This window comes from Bacillus cereus group sp. BfR-BA-01355 (assembly GCF_022663675.1).
In the GTDB taxonomy this organism is placed as follows: Bacteria; Bacillota; Bacilli; order Bacillales; family Bacillaceae_G; genus Bacillus_A; species Bacillus_A thuringiensis_S.
Window position 1 is genome coordinate 14,342 of the sequence record NZ_JAKUFY010000056.1, and the last position, 19,714, is coordinate 34,055.

The window sequence follows — 19,714 nt, forward strand, 5'->3', positions numbered from 1 at the left end:
AGTCAACAAAAATAACATAATAAAAAAGCAGCCTATTCTCATTAGAGTAAGGCTGCCATTTCATTATTAAAATGTATTAGGATTTAATATGTATACCTTGTTTCTTTATTTCTGCATCCAAATGTCTACTATACTTTTCCACGAAACTAATTATACTGTCGAATTCTTCTTCAGTTACTTGCTCAAATACAGCTTTATCCCGCTCTTGAAACTCTTTGTGCAGATCTTCATGGATTTTATAAATTTCTTTCCCTTCTTCGGTAAGCCTAAAATAAATTTCTTTCTTATTTTCCGACTTTTGGTAGCTTTCAATAAGGCCTTTTTGTATGAGCTTCTTAGTCATTCTACTTATAGCACCGCGAGTCACATAAAAAGCCTCTGCAAGTTGTGTCACATTAGAATCCACATTATTTTCAATATATTCAATGCAGTGGACTTCAGAAGACTTAAAACCTTTAAGACCTTCTTCCATCTTATCTTTATTAAGCCAAACCAGCTTATTATATAATTCCCTGAAACCGTTCATGACCTGTCCTTCTTTATTCATGACCTGCCCTCCTCACCGCTCATTAGTACATTAAAACTATTATATTAAATTTCTGCTTACGTTTCGACAATATTGAAATAATTATTGTAACATTCAAGATATGTGTAAAAATTGGCGCTTAAATAAAACAATTCATTAAACAGCAAATTTATTGCTACTTACAATAAACAGTAGACAAAAAGTAAGAGCTAAAATTATTTCTCTTAGCTCTTCTTTCATAAAACTATTTCACTTCATTAGCGACAAAAAAGTGCTCACATACACTTGATATGCGCTGTAAGTCCACGTTCCCACCAGATATAACCGCTACTACTTTTTTTCCTTTTATATAGCTATCAACTTTTCCTGCAAGAAGTGCAGCAGTTGCTAATGCACCTGCACCTTCTACAACAGCTTTCCCACGTTGTAATAAATCTTTCATCGCTACTTCCAGTTCTTTTTCTGATACAGTTACAATATCATCTACTAATTCTTTTACAATTTCAAATGTTAATTCCCCTGGTATTTTAACAGCGCAACCATCTGCAATAGTAGGCGCCTCATAATGTTCTACGATTGCTCCTTTATCGTAAGATGCCTTCATTCCATGAACATTATCTGCTTGGACACCAATTATATTAATCGATGGATTAAAAGATTTTAATGCTACAGAAATACCAGAAATAATTCCGCCTCCACCTATTGGTACAATGACAGTATCTACATCCCACATATCATCAAGAATATCTAATCCAATTGTACCTTGACCAGCCATTACCTCTACATCATCATATGGATGTAAGTATGTCTCACCTGTTTCCCTTATAATTTCTTCACATTTTGCCTTTGCATCATCAAATGTTTCACCATGTAAAATTACTTCAGATCCATATCCTCTAGTTGCTTCGACTTTAGCCTGCGGTGCAGAAATTGGCATAACAATTTTACTCTTAATACCGAGTAAATGAGCAGATAATGCAACTCCTTGTGCATGATTACCTGCTGAACATGCAATTACACCTCTTTCTTTTTCTTGATCCGTGAGCCGCGACATTTTATTAAATGCGCCACGAAATTTAAAAGAACCCGTTAATTGCATATTTTCTAATTTCAAATGAATTTCTCCGCCCGTTTTACTAGTCAAGTAAAAAGATTTTACTAATGGCGTTTTACGAGCATTTCTATCTAGAATCTTGTGAGCTTTTTTAATATTGTCTATATGTAATGGTAGTTTTCTAGTTATCATACTTACACCTCTTCCAATGTTCTATTCCTAAGTTTTCGTAAGTCGTAGCTCCTTTATACGAAAAGAAAAAGTCTTTATATTTGTACCCCACTCTGAAATAAACACATTTGCAAACAATTCAACATCCTCTTCATATCACGTTCTTTATAATGATTTAAACATGCAATTTGGATCCAATTATTCTTTTGTAAATAAGATGACTCATAATGAACGATGTATCCTTGTAATGCTAATGCATCGCCTACTACTTTAGAAGAATGATCTTCGCTCAATACAATAGTAAGTATAATTGGCGCGGCATGTTCTTTAGGTGAAACAAGCTTTAAGCCCATATCAGTAATAACTTCTTCAACATAATCGTATGTCTCTTTAATTTTTACAAATGCCTTTTCATCTTCAAATCTCTTCAACGCTTCTTGCAATGCATAAATTAAATTCCATGATTGTGAGTATGGAATGCTTTCATTTTCTTCATACATGCCAATGTCCATATAGGCCGGCACAGCCTCGTTTATTTTTACAATGTGGTTATGAAAAACGAAAGAAATTCCTGTATATGATTTAATCGCTTTACCGCTAACACCACTTGCAAAATACACATCCTTCAAGTCTATTGGTATTGCTCCAATTGAGCTTATGCAATCTACACATAGTTTCATTTGATTCTCGTTACAAAGAGTATTTAGCTCGTTTAAATCGTTTAACATTCCAGTAGATGTTTCATGATGAACAAACCAAAGCCATTCATAATTTCCAGTTGTCATTATTTCTTCTAATTCTGTATAAATAAACGGCTCTCTCATTTCCTTTTTATACGTATCAAAATGTAACTGTGCTCGTTTTGCATGCCCAACTAATCTATTTCCAAATTCTCCATTTGTTAATACTAGTCCTTTCCCTTTTAAAGAACGTAACTGTAAAGCAATCGCATCATTGGCTAACGTCCCTGTTCCTAACATAAGTTGTACATGTTTTGCTTTTGTCATGTGAAGTAACCGTTTTTTCACATTGTCCATTGTCACTTGAAATGACTTAGAGCGATGCGAAATAGGCTTAGTACAAAATGCCTTTCGAACGTTCTCTTCAATGTCTACTGGACCAGGTAAAAACGTGTATTCTTTCGTCATAATACTTCCAACACTCGATTCTTCAAACATAGCAGGGGTAACATACATTGGCTGGTAGGTTGCTGCTTCTGTACCAACTAACGTATGGAAATCTTTGAATCCCATCTGCTCATATAAAGCTAGTTCACGTGTTGTTGCAGAAATGAGTGCTAATTCATATCCGTTTAGAAGCAAATAACGATGTAGAAAACGGATTAATCCTAACAACGCTCTCCCATTCCTATATTCACGTTCTACTGAAAGTAAACGAATTTCATACACTTTTTCTCCATGCTCTTGCAAATAAACATCTAAATTTGAAATTTTATAATCTAACGAGAATGGTCGTTTTCCCCGCACCGCGACCATACCTACTAATCTATCCTCATCTAAACAAATTAAATATGTATTTTCTTCATGAAACCTATCTATACGAAACTGGTCTTTCGTTTCTTCATGTTGTGGAATCTCTTCCACAAAAGTTTTATAATTTAATTTATGTATACTTTCAAATTCCCAATCTTGATCAGCAACTTTATAAATTAACCCCATGCCTTATCTCCTTTATCTATTTAATAAAAAATGATAAGTGGAGATTATCCCCACTTATTAAACATTCATTTTATTCTCGATTTACATATAGAATAAGTACAATAATCATTCCACTTAAAATAGTCGTAACAATAGAATAAGAATAAAGAATCATACAAATTGGTAAACAAGCAATCGTAATTAGTCCTGGCTTCGTAAATCCTTTAAATATTAAATAAAATACAATAAAAATGCCTATAAGGGTAAGCGCTATCAAATAATCAAATGCGATTAATCCTCCAATAAATGTTGAAATACCTTTACCGCCCTTACCTTTAAATAAAACTGGGTAAATATGTCCAATAATAACGGCCAATAATGTTAACATTACGAATGTAGGATCTTCAAAAAGATATTTTGCAACAGTAACAACGATTGCTCCTTTAATTGCATCACCTAAAAATGTAGCGATGAAATACCCTTTTCCATATACGCGCCCCATATTTCTTGCACCAGGATTTCCGCTTCCTTCACCCCTAATATCAACGTTATGTCTCAATTTTGTTACTATATAAGCGGTCAAGATGTTTCCAATTAAATAAGAAGCCACCAAATATAAAAACTGCATACTATTAATCATGTAATCATTCACTTTCTACATGGGATTACATATACAATATTCAATTACTACGTATATTGTACGTTTTAATATACATCCCTTTATACATTTTAACATCATATTTTTACAAATCATACAAAAATTCTCATACGCTATTTTTAAAAATATATATCCCTCATTAAATAATATGTTCCTTTCACTGCCATTTCTGCTTGTGATACAAATATAATTTCTTTCATACTTTCTTCACAGCATTTCTTAAATACAGCAAATATTTCAGGAACTAAACGCAATATACTGCCACTTACTGCAATTGGCGTTGAGTGCTTAAAGTTTAACTTGTTATAAACATTTACTGTAATCCTTGCTAATTCCTTTCCAGCTTGCATTATAATTTCATGTGCATCATCATTTCCATTTCTCGCTTCCTGAATAACTAATGGCGCGATTGCTGCAATTTTATCTTTAGAAGAAGTATATACTAAGCTTTTTATATGAGACGGTGTCAAAAGTTGAAACTGCCTTTGAATATTCAAACTCAATGGACAAAGACTGATTCCTTGATCAAATTGAATTGCCATTTTCTTTAAAGATTGTAATGCAATCCAATATCCACTTCCTTCATCACCTAAAATATGTCCCCATCCACCGCTATACTCATACGCTTCTCCTTTCTTTCCAAGACAAATCGCACCTGTACCACCAATTGTTAAAATTCCGTCATTCCCTTTTAAAGTAGCTGCATGTGCGATCATTGCGTCATTGAATACTTCAATTGGTGTTCCATACTTCTTTTTTAGACGTAATGTTAATTCATTTGTATTTGCTCCACTTACACCCGCTAATCCTAAACAAATACAAACGCAATCCCCCTTTAATAACCCTTTCTGGCATTGATCAATCACTTCCATAATATGCACAAGAGCTTCTTCAAAATCTATTAATATATTTCCAAATCCACTTGTAGCTCTTGCAAATTCGTTACCGTCTTTATCAAATGCAATTGCTTCTGTCTTCGTTCCCCCGCCATCTACTCCAATCATATACTTCATATATTCGCCTCATTCTCTTCAAATTGGAGGGAATGTTATATTCCCTAAAACTACAGATTGCTTTGCACCTGTTGCGCTCGGCACATTACTCGGATTACGATGATACGTTTCGTTTGCTAAAATCGCAAAGGCGATCGCTTCTTTCGCCGCTGAGGAATAGCCTAAATCTTCTTGAGTAAATATTTTGCATTTTTCTTCCTTTAATCCAAATCGTATCATTTCAACAAGTGTACGATTATAACTTCCGCCCCCGCCTAAAATTACTTCATCGATTTCATAATACGGAAAAATAAATTCCTGATAATGATGAACAATTGAACTTGCTGTAAACATTGTGACAGTTGCCAATATATTTTCTCTACTATGCTTTTCAAATCGATTCAATAATTCAGTCACAAACGCTTCTCCAAACTGTTCTCTACCTGTTGATTTTGGTGGTTTCACGTTCAAAAATGGATGGTTCATACAATAAGTCAAAATTTCATCTACAACTACTCCCTGTTTTGCAATCTTACCATTTTGATCATATGACAACTGAAATAACCTTTGACATACTTCATCAATTATCATATTCCCTGGTCCAGTATCAAAAGCAATAACACTCTCATTACTTCGTTTACTTGGAACCACTGTAACATTACCAATCCCGCCAATATTTTGTAGTAGTCTATTTTTAGTTTGATGCCGATATAAAATAATCTCTGAATATGGTACAAGTGGTGCACCTTGTCCCCCTGCCGCCATGTCCATCGTTCGGAAATTCGAGATAACTGTCGTGTTCGTTTCATATGCTATTACTGCTGGTTCCCCAATTTGCAATGTTGAAGAAATAATATTTCCTTCTTGCTTTGGCTGATGATAAATCGTTTGTCCGTGAGAGCCTATTAAATCTAATTGTCTCAAAGGAAAATTGGCCTCTTTACAAACTTCCTTTACAGCATTGGCGAAGCATAAACCAAGTTTAAAATTTAAACTACATATAAGTTGGACATTCGAAGTTTCAATTGATAACGCTTGTTGGATCTCATTTTTCATATCATTACAAAATGGAACAGTAGTAAAATGGATGAGTTCGATTTTAGAATCTACACCACTTCCTTCTATATGAACGAGCGCTACATCTATTCCATCTAATGAAGTACCAGACATTACCCCTGCAATATACATAACGTGCATGACCTCCTATTTACTAAAAAACAATCATGTAAGTAACGAACGTACAACCAATCGAAAACAATATAAATCTAAAAAACAACTGAGCTTTCGATGCAAACGATCCATCAATGAAAGAAACAACTACCGTAAGCAAAACGCTTGCCGCAATACTTGTAACGAGCCAGATACTATGCATTTGTGATAGATTTAGCATGCCTAATAAAGGGACAAAAAGTAAATTTGCACAAATCACTCCAAATAATAATAAAAATACGCCTTTATAACTAAATTTTATATTCATTCTATTTCCCCCTTTCTAGTTTTAATGTGAAAGAAGTGATAGACAAAAAGTCTATCACTCAAAATAACAGCATGCAGATTAAGGATTAACAGATTCCCCGTCACCATTCTTTTCAATTTCAAGCATATTTTTGTCGTACATTTTAAAGAATGGTAAATAAATAAGGAACGATATTGCTATATTTATAAAAACTAATACAATCGCACGCCAATCTCCACCTGTTGCTAAATAAGCACCAATTGGAGCAGGTAATGTCCATGGCGGCATAATATGCGTTGGTGTTACAAATCCCATCGCTGTTGCAGCATAAGCTATAGTAGCTGTTACTAACGGTGTAATGACGAAAGGAATAATTAAAATTGGATTTAATACAATCGGCAAACCGAATATAACCGGTTCATTTATATTAAAAATCCCCGGAACAATACACGTTCTCGATAATGCTTTCGAATATTTTGATCGACCAAATACGATCATAGCTAACACAAGCCCTAACGTTGCGCCCGAACCACCAATCCAAATAAACCATTGATAAAACGGTTCTGGTGCAATAAACGGAAAATGACTCGCTCCACTTGCTACAGCTTCACCGTTCTTTCCTAAATACACATCCCAAAGCGGCCTTGCCACAGTACCTACAACTGATACTCCGTGTATCCCGAAAGACCAGAAAAACGTAATTAAAAATACAGGTATAATAACGCCAAAGTAACTATCACCAGCTTTTACTAACGGTGCGGCTAGTTTATCTACAACGTAATGTAAATCAACTTTAAAAACGACTGTAATAAGACTCATAATAATAATAACGAATGCTGCAGGTATAAGTGCTTCAAATGAACGTGATACTGACGGTGGTACTTGTTCTGGCATTTTTATCGTTACGTTATTCTTCTTACAAAATCTTAAAATCTCAACTGATAAAATAGAGACAATCATCGTCACAAATAATCCATGACCTCCGAGGTTTGTCATTGGAAGCATAAATCCTTTTTTATCAATTAACTCAGGCGTTAATGTTAAAAGTAGTGAACATACCGCAAGCTGTGCTCCTGATAAAGCATCTAATTTATAACTTTTCGCTAAATTATATCCTATTCCAAATGCTATATATAAGGACATAATAAACATAGTTAAACGATATGGTATTAATATACTTGTTTGATTCTTTAATGCCCAAACCGATATGAAACTATCTTTCGGCAGTGGTGGAAATGCTACTATTAAAAAGAAGCTTCCTACTATAATAAATGGTAACGCCGAAATAACTCCATCACGGATTGCTTGTAGATGCCTCTGCTCAGAAAGCCTTGCCATCGGGCCAGATAAGTTTTTATCAAGAAACGTGACAAACTTATTCATAACGCTTCCCCCTAACTGATTAATTCATTTACAGTTTTTAATAAAGTCGGGCCTCCAAGCGGCGTGTATGCTTGCGGTGGAATGATGCCACACGGAATAGATTCCTCCTCTGCAAATTTTTTTACAGAGTCAAATCGGTGTCTTATTTGAGGTGCCACCATTACGACATCCCAGCCATTCTTTACTTCTTCCTCTACCTCATTCGTTCCAATTGCATGCACTTCCATGTTCAAACCATTTTTCTCCGCTTCTTTTTTTAAAGCGTTTACAACAATTGCACTGGACATTCCTCCAGAACAGACAAACAAAACCTTCATTTATTAATCCTCCTATACTTATAATTTATTACCCTTCAAATGAAAGGAAGTTTCACTTTACTAACAAGCATATGAAGTAGTAAATGAATTTAGTTATAATGAAAGTAAATTTCATTAAAAATATTTTTCCTATTAAATTAATGTTTCAATGTGTAATTTTCTCTATTGCAAGGCCAACCTCACCTCAGATATTATTTTAAATAATCATATGATAGGGAGGCGTATAAATGATCGTTAAACGTTTATTAATGATATGTTGTATCGTCATCTTGTTCATCCCTTTCTCTTTCATTTCCCCTCACTCTACTTATGCTGAAGTAAATACTACGTACAAAAAACATGAATTACGTGCTGTATGGATCGCATCAGTTCTGAATATTGATTGGCCCACAAAAACTGGCTTACCTATTGAAAAGCAGAAACAAGAATTTATAAGATTATTAGACGATGTAAAAAGCACTGGTATGAATGCAGTTGTTGTACAAATTAAACCAACAGCTGATGCTTTCTATCCCTCAAATTACGGCCCTTGGTCTGAATACATTACGGGTACACAAGGAAAAGACCCCGGATACGATCCACTTGCATTTATGATTGAAGAAGCACACAAAAGAAATATAGAATTCCACGCATGGATTAATCCATATCGAATAACGATGAATCACACTGATATAAATCGATTATCAAATAATCACCCTGCAAGGCAACACCCCAATTGGGTTGTACCTTATGGCGGAAAGTTATATTACAATCCCGGTATTCCAGAAGTGAAAAAATTTATAACAGAAGGTGCTTTAGAAATCGTACAAAATTACGATATTGATGCGCTGCATATGGATGATTATTTTTACCCATATAAAGTAGCCGGTGAAGAATTTCCAGATCAGAAAACATACGAAACATATAATAACGGTAAATTTACAAATATAGAAGATTGGCGACGTAACAATGTAAATGAACTTGTAAAAGATTTAAATACTGCTATAAAACAAGAAAAATCATACGTAAAGTTTGGCATTAGTCCGTTCGGTGTATGGCGAAATATAGCTGACGATCCGACTGGCTCTAACACAACCGCAGGCCAAAGAAACTATGATGACCTTTATGCTGACACACGTGAGTGGATACAAAAAGGATATATTGACTACATTACACCGCAAATATATTGGAATATAGGTTTCACCCCAGCTGCATATGACATATTAGTAGATTGGTGGGTTAAAGAAACAAATAACAAACCGATTCATCTATACATCGGTCAAGCGGCCTATAAAATTAATAATAACTCCGTCCCTGCTTGGTCTGATCTAGAAGAATATCCAAGACAAATTACATTAAACCGGCTATATCCTGAAATAAAAGGTAGTATGCATTTTAGCTTAAAAGATATTAATAACAATCCACTTGGAGTTAAAGATAGACTCTCAAAAGACATATATATACATCCTGCATTAATCCCGCCTATGCCTTGGATTGATCATGATCCACCAAAACAACCGACATTAAAAGGTGCCATTCCAAGAAATGAAGGTATTGCAATCGGTATCATTGATAATAGAGATAATGATTCTGCTTATTACGCTATTTACCGCGCGAATGGGCAAAATGAAGTGGATATACAAAATCCTAAAAATTTACTTACTACTGTAAGAAAAACAAAACTTGGAGAAATTTATGTAGATAAAACCGTTATTTCTGGAGAAATGTATACGTATGTCGTAACTGCAGTTGATCGATTGCATAATGAAAGTGTGGCTTCTAGTCATACTACCGTTAGAGCAAAATAAAATCTCATAACAAAAAGCGCCTTAAAACTGTGATACTTAGCTTTTAAGGCGCTTTTTGTTATTTATTCTTAAACTTCTCAGTCGCTGCTCTCATCTTCACATTTAAATCATGATCAATTGAGTCGCGAATATCTCGCTCTACTACTTCCATTTCTTTTTTGAAATTTTCCAAGTAGATTTTCAATTCTTCTTCCTTCTCTGGTCTTTGTGAAGGTGGTAATTGTACTACCAACGATAACATGGCCGTTAAATCTTTCATTAAGAACGTTTCAAGTTTATGTTGTTGTTCAAACATGCGTTGCTCTTGATAGTACGGAAGTGCATTTAATACTGAAATTGTAATATCATCAACCGTTCTTTGTAATGAAGGATTTATTGAGCGTTTATACGCTTGAATTGTATTTAATGCGTCTGGATAACGGTCATAAAAATACAATTTATAAAATGATAAGTCTGTCGGTTTTACAGTTTGCTGCGTTTCTTGTCTTAAGAAATCTTTCACTTTCATCGCAGCCACATCGATATCTTCACTTGTAAGCTTTTTCGTAGTTTTTGCCATTACATGCACTTTTTTCTGCTTTTCTTTCGGTAACATCGAGAAGACTTGTTCTCTCGTACGTTGACCTGATGCACAGAATAGAGTATTTAGTATATTTTGTTCTTTCTTTCCTTCGGTGCGAATCCAGCGATAAAACAGTGGGTGTTGTGTAAATTCTTGTAGAAACGGTATTGATTTGTTTGATAACTTATCTAAAGAATCTTGCGCTTTTTTATATGGCTTCGTCCATGAAAAATACAGTTTCCGTCCGAAATATACGACTAAAACAACGACAGTAAATGCTATTAAAAGCAATGTACCGAGTAGTAATAGTACTGTTTGAATGAAACTCATTTGTTCACCTCCTCTAATAATCCGTTATTTCCTTGGACGCTGAATGAGTTTCTGCTTCATCTCATCATTAAATGTGTCTAGTTCAATAACAAACTTCTTACTTGACTCAATAATACGTTCTGACGATTTTTCAGATGCCTCAATTGCAGCGAACACATTTTGGAATGATTCGCGTAATTTATCCATGCTAATAGCAGGATTCTCAAGCAATTTCGTCGTTTCTTCTGTATTTTGTTTTAACGCTTGAGAATTACTTAACACCATCGATTCAATTGCTTCATTCGTCGCATTTACGGCATCAATTGTTTTACGTTGATTCGTTAATGCTAGCTGAATAGCAGCTGAAACTGTTACAACGTTTTGCGTCATCGTAATCGCATTACGTATTGCCTCTGTTAATTTTTCATTGTTTTTCTTAATGATGTCTACAGAAGCTATAGATTGTAATAATACACTTTTCGCTTGCTGCATATTACGTGTACGTACAAGTATCTTTTCTAATGCATCGTTAATTAACGGAATATCCCTTTGACGCTCTGGGTTTTGTTTTTCAGCTTCAAGCATGCCAGCAAGCTTTTTCCCTAAGTATACTTGTTTATCAAGAGCATGAATTTTATCGTGCGATTGTTCTTTTAACATTTCAAGACCAACTGTATCCTCTTGTAGGTTATCACGACCAATTAGGAGGGATCTAATAATTTCCTCGATTTGTTTATCTATAGATTGGTATTTATGCACGTATGTTTCAAGTGGATTTTTCTTGAATACTTTAAACATTATTTTCTTCATACCACTTGCTTTAAGTGAATTGGGATCAAGCTCTGATACCACTTTTCGTAATTCTAACAATGTATTTGGAATTTCTTCATTTTTCCCATTCATCATCGCTGTTACAGGGCGTTTTAAAGCTGATAACGTTTGTCCTGCTGCTTGTTGCTCTTTATCCCCTAAATCTCCTAGCTGAGACAATACTTTTGATAAATCTGTATTTTGCTCGCTATTTAACTTTTGTACATAAAGATCAGCTTCTTTATTTAGTTCCTCTAATTCTGCATCTTTTATAACTGTATCAACTACTACTTCTACATTATTATCTTTCACAATGGATACAGGTTCTTTTTTCTCGAGTTCAGTCAACAAAATCGCTCCTTTATTTATATGTGCGAATTCATATGCACTATATTTCATCAATTATATCGTATTTCATATACATTCTGCCTGCTTGAAATCGATTTTTTAGAAATGTCTGTTTATGCAGTCATTCCCTGTTTCTTACTATAAGTATACCTGTAATCAACATAATTTTCCTCAGACTTAAGACCTAGAGAACTACATGCTGAAGGCGGATTCTTCATATATTTCCTAAATAATTTACGTTCTTTCAATCGTGCTACACTCAATCTTTTGACATTCACCCTTTTTCAATGTGATAATTCTATTACGCTCACTTTTATTTATTTTTGCGAGCTACAAATGCTCCCTTTTGAAACGCTAATAACACCGTTTCAAACATATCATCTTCTTCAATCATTTTTATAAACTCACCTAATTCACTCGCATGAGAAGTTGCATTATCAACAACAAGAAAACCTTTTGGTTGTAACATACGTTTTATATGCTCAAACCACCACATGTATTGCGTACGCTCTGAATCTAGGAAAATAAAATCAAATGAATGATTTAATTGCGAATCTAAAAATGCCCCGGCTTCTTGATTATGAATATCGATTCTTTGTAACAGGTTTGCCTTTTCAAAATTGACAAGTGCCTCTCCAACTCGTTCTGAAGAAAGCTCTACAGTCGTTACATTTCCATTCGTTTCTTCTACCGCATTAGCTAACCACAATGTAGAATAACCATTAGAAGTTCCAATTTCTAAGATGTTTTTTGCATTACACCCTTTTACTAAAATTGATAAAAATTGCCCCATCTCACGAGAAACATTCCGTAATTTTTCTTCCCTTGTTTTTTTATTTCGATCATGCTCTTCTCCATATTGTTCAAGTTGCAATAATAATGAATCTACTGTATCCATTCTTTTCATCGCCTTTCCAAGCAATATGATGAAAAAGCTCTTGCTGCCCGTCTACTTTTTATTATATGCGAAACAAAAACCTTTTTCCTGTTATATGACAAAGATTTATAATTTTTTATAGCATATTGTTTCGTTTTTTGGTAAAGTTAATTTCTACGTGCAATTATTCCATTCATATTATTTCATATTAAAATTGCAGTTATTAAATTATATAAACCCCATTTAAATGAATCGGTATTTCAAATTCAATTAAGCGCCCTTTTCGGACGCATTTTCTTTGTTTATATATTTCCAGAAGAAAGGATGCTTACAAATGAACGTGATTAGCTTAGATGCTGCTCGAAAACGAAAGCAGCATAAAAAATTAATGATTACTATACCGATTATTACACGTATTTATGAAGAAGACGGGGAAATTAAATTTGAGGTAGCTGGCGAAAAAGATGTACCTCTTGAAATGTTAGAAAAATAATAAAAAACGCATTTCTGAAGAAATGCGCTTTTTTATATTTTTACATTTAAATGCATAAGTTTTTCAGGATTAACCATCATATAAATATTTGAAATTTTCTCATCCTCAAATGCAAACGAAAGAACATACGTTACTTTATTATTTATTGTAACTATAACTCCTGGCATACCATTTACCATTTCGAAATCAACAGTGTACTCTTCTGTCAATCGTTGTGCAATCCCAAAGAACAAGCGCATAATTCGATCCGCAGAATAAATCGGATTAATCGCAGTCGTAACTTTACCACCACCATCAGCTTTGAGTATAGCATCTGTTTTTAATACTTCTAACATACCTTCCTCATCCCCACACTGTAATGATGATACAAACTTTTCAACATAAGAAGCCATTTTCTCGGTGCTTAATTTTGATTGCTTCGGTTTCTCCAAAATGCTTTTTCGTGCACGTTGAAAGATCTTCCTGCAGTTCACACTACTCTTATCAACAATTGAAGCTATTTCTTCGTATTCATAACTGAAAACCTCTCTTAATATGAAAACAATCCTTTCTACCTCAGATAGTTGTTGTAAAAGTAATAAATATGCGGTGGAAAGGGATTCTTTCATTATAAATGACTTTGATGGCTCATCACTCTCTTCTACAAGTGGCTCTGGTAACCACATCCCTACATACACGTTACGTTTATGCGCTGCCGATCGTAATTTATCAATTGAACGATTTGTCGCCATCTTACATAAATATGCTTTCATATTTTCTATAGATTGAGGATCTTCTATATTATTTAGCGAGATAAATACATCCTGAACGATATCCTCAGCATCCATAACGCTCCCAAGAATTCTGTATGCTAACGAAAATAATAATGGTTGATACGCTTCATATAACTGCTCCGTTTCCATGATGAACTACCTCACTTTCATATTGCTTTAAAATGTGTAACGCTGCACGTTTCCCGCTTGCTACCGCAGCATCAGCTAATATTTCATCATGCCCTGCCCAATCTCCTGCAACATAAATACCTGGCATTTCAGGTATATTTGGGCCCGGTTTTTCAACACGGTCAATATGAGGAAAATCATGTACTACTGTTATTTTCGGTAAATATTGCTGTGCAACAACTTCTCTTTTCCAATTTGGATGTAACAACTCCATCGTACTTTCCAACTGTTCTTTATCTTCATGAATATGATTCATCGCTAGCACAGGATTATGGTACTTAATTAGACTCACTGCAATTGATCCATCTTCACTTAATTTAGCTGCTCTCGATTGATTTGTGAAAAATATAGGTTGATCTAATCCTAATACAAATTGATGTGTAGGATTGGGTAATTGTCTCAAGCCAATATCTAATGCAGCAACAGTAACCGGTACCGATTGTTCACTCCATCTATGCAAACTTGTTCCTTCTGCACCTTTTATTATTTTACAAGCTTCTTTCGGCGGAGTCGTCACGATGACTGTACCTACTTCAAAAACCTCATCATCAACACAATGTATTCTTTGTTTATCTTCGTAATGCTCTATTTCCAAAACATGCTTTTTAGCCAAAAATTGCACGCCGGCATCGTTCGCTATAGCTCTTAATTTTGTTATTATCGTTTCCCAACCACCATCTACATAAAGCACTCCTTCTTTTATAGAAAGCTGTATTTGCTTTAGTACAGATGATGCTAATTGTATTGTAGGAGCAAACGTATATGTTGTCGTCCGGCATAGCGCATAAAATATATTGCGAACCATTGGATCTTTTATTTCATTTTCTGCCCATGTAGTTAGACTCATTTTTGGAATTTCTCCTACATCTAAATTTCCTAAACGAATCATAAGACGTGAGAATTGTACTTTTGCAGACCACGAAAGTAGTGGTGTTGATAAAATTGAGCGAAAATCTGTTGGGATGGTGAATATATCCCCTTTCCATATTCCATGTGCTTTTGTAGATGGTATTCCACCTGGAAGATTCATACCGAGCTCATTAAAAGTTATAAACGCTGCCCCGCCTCTATATAAAGCATGTGCACCAAGATTCATGCAGATTCCATTTTTATTTATAGTCATCCCTCGGCCACCGAATTGACTCGACTTTTCTAATACAATCACTTTCCTTCCAGCTTTCGCTAAATATATAGATGCTGTTAATCCAGCAAGCCCACCGCCAACAATTGCTATATCAAATGTATTCATAATAAAATCCCTCCTTATCGTTCTACATACAAGACGAACGATTAAGGAGGGATGTGACATAAAAATAAATTTTTATTATCCTACTTTATTTCATTACTTTTTAATTCGGTCATATTGCATACGAAATAACTCAATTGCAAATGGAATATCCTCTTCACTCTTTATATAATAACTGATCCATCCTGATTCAGGTAATACGTGATGTGGTTTTACCAATCCCTGCTTCACTAATTCATCTCGCTTTAACTTCGGAAATGGTAAATCAGCTAATTTATCACCATGAAGATGGCCAAGTTCTTTCTTGCCATAATTTATTTCAATACCACCAAATCGATGCGTTTTTTCAGAAACACCCGCCCAGCTGAGTACTTCATTTCTAATCATTTCACTAAATGACATGAACATTCACTCCTTATAAATGATTGATGTAATTTTAAGTTAACATTTTCATTACTTTTTTCCATCAATCCAAAGTATGAATGGGAATACGAATATAGTTTAATCTTAATACCTTATTCTTTATGGAATAAGTGAATTTATTAAGTTATCGACAACAGCACAAAACAAAGACTAGACACATATCCTAATTTTGTAACCTAACTTACCTATAGAAAGGCGGGTAATACAATTGACTGCCAACATCGACTATACCTCCCCCTCAACTAATTTTACTTATGATGTAAATAAAAGTAATTTTTTTCAGAAAGATGCCCAAAATTATATAAATGTACTTGGCATTAAACAATTAAATACTTTAGAAAATACTTCTTTATTAGATATTTATTTAAGTACAGGAAATGTTGTAGAACCACATATTCATCAAAATGCAGCTGAACTTGTTTATTGTATTTCAGGGTCTGCTGTTGTTTCTTTACTTAATCCATTTACGAATCAAATATTAAACTTACCGATAAAACCGGGGCAAGTTGCCAACATTCCACAAGCGTGGTGGCATTATGAAATTGCTACAGCAGATAATACTCATTTATTAGCTATTTTCAATGCCCCAGCGCCAGAAGTTATTTTCGGTTCTGACATTTTAAGATTAACTCCGGCTCATATGATGGCCCATACTTACTGCCTCAATGAACAACAATGGAAACAAGCGATTTCTCCTATTCAATCAACTACTGTAATTGGTCCTCCGGCAAACTGCAATCAAAACCGTGAAATGAAAAATTATCCAATCCACCCCCTTACTCAACAGCCTAATCCCTATCGCCAAGATTCTTATTACTTTCCTCTGTACTGGGGTTATTAATTTGTAAATTTTCAAAATAATCATCATTTATCTCCTAGGAAAATACCGAGGAGATTTTTTATTGTATCTTCTCTTCCTATTAATAATAGTAACAATTGATAGTATACATACATATAATATTTATATATTAAATTGGAGGTGATAGTACTATGAGTAATTATAACTATCGAAAAAACTACTCTTATAATAAAAATAGTAGCTCTTCAGCATCCTCTCAATCTTCCAATTCCCAATCTTCCAATTCCCAATCGCAAAGAGACTTAACTCAGCAAGGCTATGTAAAGAAAAAAGGATGTAACTGTAATAAAAATAAATAGTTTATTTTATGGATGAATTCTTTTGTAAAAGAATTCATCTTTTTTTGCTGACCGGAATTTTTTTATGTTACATAACTTATTCCTTAAATAGGAAAGGATAAATTATACTTTTTATACGAACTTAACAAAGAGTGATTATTCAATTGATTTATTACCTATTCCCCCAAAAAATATAGTCCTTCCTAAATTTAGGAAGGACTATATACAAACCTCTGTTTAATTTCCTACTAAACGTTGTAACAAATTAAACGATATTAATACCTGCACTTACAAATCCAGCAACTGCAGCTATTGGACTTGCTGCTGTTAATGAAACATATAACAGTATTTTATCCCCAGCCGCTACTGGAATAGCTTCAGCTATGATTCCTGATGCTGTAGAACCAATCGCTATTGCGGCAAATGCTGGTGTTAATAATAGAGGTGCGCCTTGTACTGTAAACGTATTGCTTGCTGCAGGTGCAGTTAATATTTGTATCTGCACTTGAACTGGTGATAGTGGAGCTAATGCAGCTGTTGCACTAAAGAAACCTGCTAATGACGTAATAGTTCCTGCGCGCGGTGCTACAAATGCATAATCACCTACACCTAATGCTAATGTGATACTTGTTCCACCAGTTAAAGCTACACCAGGCTGACTAAATCCAAATCCAAGAAGAGTTCCTGTATTAGCTATTAACGCGTTAACTAACGCAGATGGAGTTGTACCTGAAGCAAATGGAATAATAGCTCCGCCACCAGTTGCACCTGTTGCTCCTGTTAAACCTGTTGCTCCTGTTGGACCTGTTGCTCCTGTTGCTCCTGTTGCACCTGTTGCTCCTGTTGCTCCTGTTGCTCCTGTTGATCCTGTTGCTCCTGTTGCTCCTGTTGCTCCCGTTGGACCTGTTGGACCTGTTGCACCAGTTGCTCCTGTTAAGCCTGTTGCTCCTGTTGCTCCTGTTGCTCCCGTTGGACCTGTTGCTCCACCTCCAGGACCTGTTGGGCCTGTTGGACCTGTTACTCCACCTCCAGGACCTGTTGGACCTGTTGGGCCTGTTGGACCTGTTGCACCTGGAGTAGCATTGATTAATTGAATTAATAAATTAAAAAGAACTTGTAAAGTTGCAGGATCGACATTTGAGTCGCAGGATACAGGGATAAGATCTAAAGCGAAGAAGAATTGTGCAAGTGCGCTATAAAATTGTTGCAATAATGTTGACAATTGACCTAAATTAGGAGCTGGAGATTGTAATAAAACTAAAATACTTTGAGTTAATTGTTTCAAAAAATTAACTTCTGGGGAAGGTAATAAGGAATTTAAGAAAATTAAAAATTGATTAAACAAATTGAATAACGCTACTCTGTTTGCATCACTTGGATTTGCAAAAAATGCTGAAATAGCTGATACTAATGAGTTTAGTAAAGTAATTAATTGACTTAATTGTTCCCTAGTAATAGGAACTGACTGTGGATTTTTACAACAATCTGGAGTGAAAACAATCGGATTATTGCAGTTGTTATGACCAAAACAATTATTACTTGTCATTTATGTCCTCCTTACTTGTTTTATATTTGAGTTTTTCCTATTATAAGGATCATAAAGTTGTAAAAGAGTATGTGTTATACATTGACTTAAAATAGGAAACATGAAATATAATTAAACTTGCAAACGCTATTTAATTATGTTCATGACTCACATATTAATTATATGTTTTTAATAATTGACTGCTTAGATTAAATACCTAAACTTAAGAGTTTATTTTATTTTTCCACGTTTATCTCTTAGGTTCAAATACACATATTAATTTGAATATACTCAACAATTAACGGTGCCATTTTTTACATATAAATTCACATTATTTCTTTACTAAAATTGTGGTCTCTTTTTAAACATGAAGCCGTTTGTATCATAGAGAACTCTCATATAATATATTGAAAAATTCATTCTATATTTTATTCCAATACACAATGAAAAGGATTGAAAGTAAATTTCCTATCATTCAACCATTTATAACATCTAGAAATTGAATGTACCTTCACTTAATTTTAACTATTTAAATATGAAACAAAAAGGACAGATTCCTTTTCATTAAGGATCTGTCCTTTTAATTAATAATGATAAATTGTAATATAATTGAAGATCCTTGCGATGGTGGTTGCGTATCCAATAAAGTTAATTTACCAGTACTCACTTCATATAATGGTTGTGGCTGCAGTATTCCGTTAACAAACAAATTAATATAAGAAACTTCACTAGGAGACAAAATATTTGTTGTACCATATTGAGGTATCCCGTCAGTATCTGTATATATAAGTTTCTCTCCATCTGCAAAAGTGTAATATAACAAATTGGTTGTTGTTATAGGGCCAATACCCCCAGTAGGACCTGTTGCTCCAGTTACTCCCGTTGGTCCTGTTATTCCAGTTGGTCCCGTTATTCCGATTGGTCCCGTTTCTCCGGTTAGCCCGGTTACTCCGGTCAGTCCCGTTATTCCCGTTGAACCTGTTATTCCGGTCGGTCCCGTTTCTCCGGTTGCTCCCGTTATTCCGATCGGTCCCGTTTCTC

20 protein-coding genes are annotated in these 19,714 nt (G+C 34.5%); 3 read left to right on the plus strand and 17 right to left on the minus strand.

What is annotated here, in order from left to right:
• Window positions 1–76 precede the first annotated feature (76 nt).
• From MR167_RS18460 to MR167_RS18500, 9 genes are all read right to left on the minus strand, one after another.
• Entirely contained in the window at window positions 77–547 is a 471-nt protein-coding gene (locus MR167_RS18460; RefSeq protein WP_016098502.1) for a MarR family transcriptional regulator, read from the minus strand.
• 223 nt (window positions 548–770) lie between these two features.
• Window positions 771–1,772, minus strand: a complete 1,002-nt coding sequence (gene tdcB / locus MR167_RS18465; protein ID WP_000632966.1) for a bifunctional threonine ammonia-lyase/L-serine ammonia-lyase TdcB — start codon at window positions 1,770–1,772, stop codon at window positions 771–773.
• Window positions 1,773–1,846: 74 nt separating this feature from the next.
• Window positions 1,847–3,430: an aminotransferase class V-fold PLP-dependent enzyme gene (locus MR167_RS18470; protein WP_000523040.1), complete on the minus strand. Its 1,584-nt coding sequence runs from the start codon at window positions 3,428–3,430 to the stop codon at window positions 1,847–1,849.
• 70 nt (window positions 3,431–3,500) lie between these two features.
• A complete protein-coding gene (gene plsY, locus MR167_RS18475; RefSeq protein ID WP_000610879.1) occupies window positions 3,501–4,049 on the minus strand; it encodes a glycerol-3-phosphate 1-O-acyltransferase PlsY in 549 nt (182 codons plus the stop codon).
• Window positions 4,050–4,186: 137 nt separating this feature from the next.
• On the minus strand, window positions 4,187–5,080 hold the full coding sequence (locus MR167_RS18480; protein ID WP_000876580.1) for a BadF/BadG/BcrA/BcrD ATPase family protein: 894 nt from the start codon (window positions 5,078–5,080) through the stop codon (window positions 4,187–4,189).
• Window positions 5,081–5,098: 18 nt separating this feature from the next.
• On the minus strand, window positions 5,099–6,247 hold the full coding sequence (gene anmK, locus MR167_RS18485; RefSeq protein ID WP_000274969.1) for an anhydro-N-acetylmuramic acid kinase AnmK: 1,149 nt from the start codon (window positions 6,245–6,247) through the stop codon (window positions 5,099–5,101).
• Between the two features lie 22 nt (window positions 6,248–6,269).
• The gene (locus MR167_RS18490; RefSeq protein ID WP_001021963.1) at window positions 6,270–6,536 is read right to left on the minus strand and encodes a hypothetical protein; all 267 of its coding nucleotides are present in this window, start codon (window positions 6,534–6,536) and stop codon (window positions 6,270–6,272) included.
• Window positions 6,537–6,614: 78 nt separating this feature from the next.
• A complete protein-coding gene (locus MR167_RS18495; RefSeq protein ID WP_001032289.1) occupies window positions 6,615–7,898 on the minus strand; it encodes a PTS sugar transporter subunit IIC in 1,284 nt (427 codons plus the stop codon).
• A gap of 11 nt (window positions 7,899–7,909) precedes the next feature.
• On the minus strand, window positions 7,910–8,215 hold the full coding sequence (locus MR167_RS18500) for a PTS sugar transporter subunit IIB (protein WP_000865903.1): 306 nt from the start codon (window positions 8,213–8,215) through the stop codon (window positions 7,910–7,912).
• 227 nt (window positions 8,216–8,442) lie between these two features.
• On the opposite strand from MR167_RS18500, the gene MR167_RS18505 reads away from it, so the two are divergent.
• Complete coding sequence (locus MR167_RS18505) at window positions 8,443–10,002, plus strand: glycoside hydrolase family 10-like protein (protein WP_242315199.1); 1,560 nt, start codon at window positions 8,443–8,445, stop codon at window positions 10,000–10,002.
• A 58-nt stretch (window positions 10,003–10,060) separates the two neighbouring features.
• Here MR167_RS18505 and MR167_RS18510 read toward each other — a convergent pair whose 3' ends face one another.
• The 3 genes from MR167_RS18510 to MR167_RS18520 form a co-directional block, all read right to left on the minus strand.
• The gene (locus MR167_RS18510; protein ID WP_000008362.1) at window positions 10,061–10,894 is read right to left on the minus strand and encodes a DUF3974 domain-containing protein; all 834 of its coding nucleotides are present in this window, start codon (window positions 10,892–10,894) and stop codon (window positions 10,061–10,063) included.
• Window positions 10,895–10,918: 24 nt separating this feature from the next.
• Window positions 10,919–12,031: a toxic anion resistance protein gene (locus MR167_RS18515; protein ID WP_000137396.1), complete on the minus strand. Its 1,113-nt coding sequence runs from the start codon at window positions 12,029–12,031 to the stop codon at window positions 10,919–10,921.
• Between the two features lie 313 nt (window positions 12,032–12,344).
• The gene (locus tag MR167_RS18520) at window positions 12,345–12,938 is read right to left on the minus strand and encodes an O-methyltransferase (protein WP_025989034.1); all 594 of its coding nucleotides are present in this window, start codon (window positions 12,936–12,938) and stop codon (window positions 12,345–12,347) included.
• 304 nt (window positions 12,939–13,242) lie between these two features.
• Between MR167_RS18520 and MR167_RS18525 the strand changes: the two genes are divergently transcribed.
• Window positions 13,243–13,401 (plus strand): hypothetical protein, encoded by a 159-nt coding sequence (locus MR167_RS18525; RefSeq protein ID WP_001100984.1) that lies wholly within the window; start codon window positions 13,243–13,245, stop codon window positions 13,399–13,401.
• Between the two features lie 32 nt (window positions 13,402–13,433).
• On the opposite strand, the gene MR167_RS18530 is transcribed toward MR167_RS18525, so the two are convergent.
• The 3 genes from MR167_RS18530 to MR167_RS18540 form a co-directional block, all read right to left on the minus strand.
• Entirely contained in the window at window positions 13,434–14,303 is an 870-nt protein-coding gene (locus MR167_RS18530; RefSeq protein WP_242315201.1) for a sigma-70 family RNA polymerase sigma factor, read from the minus strand.
• The gene (locus MR167_RS18535) at window positions 14,281–15,591 is read right to left on the minus strand and encodes a phytoene desaturase family protein (RefSeq protein ID WP_001091191.1); all 1,311 of its coding nucleotides are present in this window, start codon (window positions 15,589–15,591) and stop codon (window positions 14,281–14,283) included. Before MR167_RS18535 ends, MR167_RS18530 begins: the two co-directional genes overlap by 23 nt.
• A gap of 93 nt (window positions 15,592–15,684) precedes the next feature.
• The gene (locus tag MR167_RS18540; RefSeq protein WP_000010327.1) at window positions 15,685–15,990 is read right to left on the minus strand and encodes a luciferase domain-containing protein; all 306 of its coding nucleotides are present in this window, start codon (window positions 15,988–15,990) and stop codon (window positions 15,685–15,687) included.
• A gap of 229 nt (window positions 15,991–16,219) precedes the next feature.
• On the opposite strand from MR167_RS18540, the gene MR167_RS18545 reads away from it, so the two are divergent.
• The gene (locus MR167_RS18545) at window positions 16,220–16,852 is read left to right on the plus strand and encodes a cupin domain-containing protein (RefSeq protein WP_000126310.1); all 633 of its coding nucleotides are present in this window, start codon (window positions 16,220–16,222) and stop codon (window positions 16,850–16,852) included.
• Window positions 16,853–17,413: 561 nt separating this feature from the next.
• Here MR167_RS18545 and MR167_RS18550 read toward each other — a convergent pair.
• Together MR167_RS18550 and MR167_RS18555 are read right to left on the minus strand one after the other, a co-directional pair.
• Window positions 17,414–18,694, minus strand: a complete 1,281-nt coding sequence (locus MR167_RS18550) for an exosporium glycoprotein BclB-related protein (RefSeq protein ID WP_242315203.1) — start codon at window positions 18,692–18,694, stop codon at window positions 17,414–17,416.
• 559 nt (window positions 18,695–19,253) lie between these two features.
• On the minus strand, window positions 19,254–19,714 hold a 461-nt coding region (locus MR167_RS18555; protein WP_242315205.1), incomplete at its 5' end, for a DUF4183 domain-containing protein.

What these genes read in the sequence shown, in the direction of transcription:
- MR167_RS18520 (WP_025989034.1), bottom strand. Translation starts at nt 12,938, where the DNA reads ATGAAAAGAATGGATACAGTAGATTCATTATTATTGCAACTTGAACAA.
- anmK (WP_000274969.1), bottom strand. Translation starts at nt 6,247, where the DNA reads ATGTATATTGCAGGGGTAATGTCTGGTACTTCATTAGATGGAATAGAT.
- MR167_RS18550 (WP_242315203.1), bottom strand. Translation starts at nt 18,694, where the DNA reads ATGACAAGTAATAATTGTTTTGGTCATAACAACTGCAATAATCCGATT.
- MR167_RS18510 (WP_000008362.1), bottom strand. Translation starts at nt 10,894, where the DNA reads ATGAGTTTCATTCAAACAGTACTATTACTACTCGGTACATTGCTTTTA.
- MR167_RS18525 (WP_001100984.1), top strand. Translation starts at nt 13,243, where the DNA reads ATGAACGTGATTAGCTTAGATGCTGCTCGAAAACGAAAGCAGCATAAA.
- tdcB (WP_000632966.1), bottom strand. Translation starts at nt 1,772, where the DNA reads ATGATAACTAGAAAACTACCATTACATATAGACAATATTAAAAAAGCT.
- MR167_RS18505 (WP_242315199.1), top strand. Translation starts at nt 8,443, where the DNA reads ATGATCGTTAAACGTTTATTAATGATATGTTGTATCGTCATCTTGTTC.
- MR167_RS18540 (WP_000010327.1), bottom strand. Translation starts at nt 15,990, where the DNA reads ATGTCATTTAGTGAAATGATTAGAAATGAAGTACTCAGCTGGGCGGGT.
- MR167_RS18500 (WP_000865903.1), bottom strand. Translation starts at nt 8,215, where the DNA reads ATGAAGGTTTTGTTTGTCTGTTCTGGAGGAATGTCCAGTGCAATTGTT.
- MR167_RS18490 (WP_001021963.1), bottom strand. Translation starts at nt 6,536, where the DNA reads ATGAATATAAAATTTAGTTATAAAGGCGTATTTTTATTATTATTTGGA.
- MR167_RS18480 (WP_000876580.1), bottom strand. Translation starts at nt 5,080, where the DNA reads ATGAAGTATATGATTGGAGTAGATGGCGGGGGAACGAAGACAGAAGCA.
- MR167_RS18470 (WP_000523040.1), bottom strand. Translation starts at nt 3,430, where the DNA reads ATGGGGTTAATTTATAAAGTTGCTGATCAAGATTGGGAATTTGAAAGT.
- MR167_RS18460 (WP_016098502.1), bottom strand. Translation starts at nt 547, where the DNA reads ATGAATAAAGAAGGACAGGTCATGAACGGTTTCAGGGAATTATATAAT.
- MR167_RS18530 (WP_242315201.1), bottom strand. Translation starts at nt 14,303, where the DNA reads ATGGAAACGGAGCAGTTATATGAAGCGTATCAACCATTATTATTTTCG.
- MR167_RS18535 (WP_001091191.1), bottom strand. Translation starts at nt 15,591, where the DNA reads ATGAATACATTTGATATAGCAATTGTTGGCGGTGGGCTTGCTGGATTA.
- plsY (WP_000610879.1), bottom strand. Translation starts at nt 4,049, where the DNA reads ATGATTAATAGTATGCAGTTTTTATATTTGGTGGCTTCTTATTTAATT.
- MR167_RS18495 (WP_001032289.1), bottom strand. Translation starts at nt 7,898, where the DNA reads ATGAATAAGTTTGTCACGTTTCTTGATAAAAACTTATCTGGCCCGATG.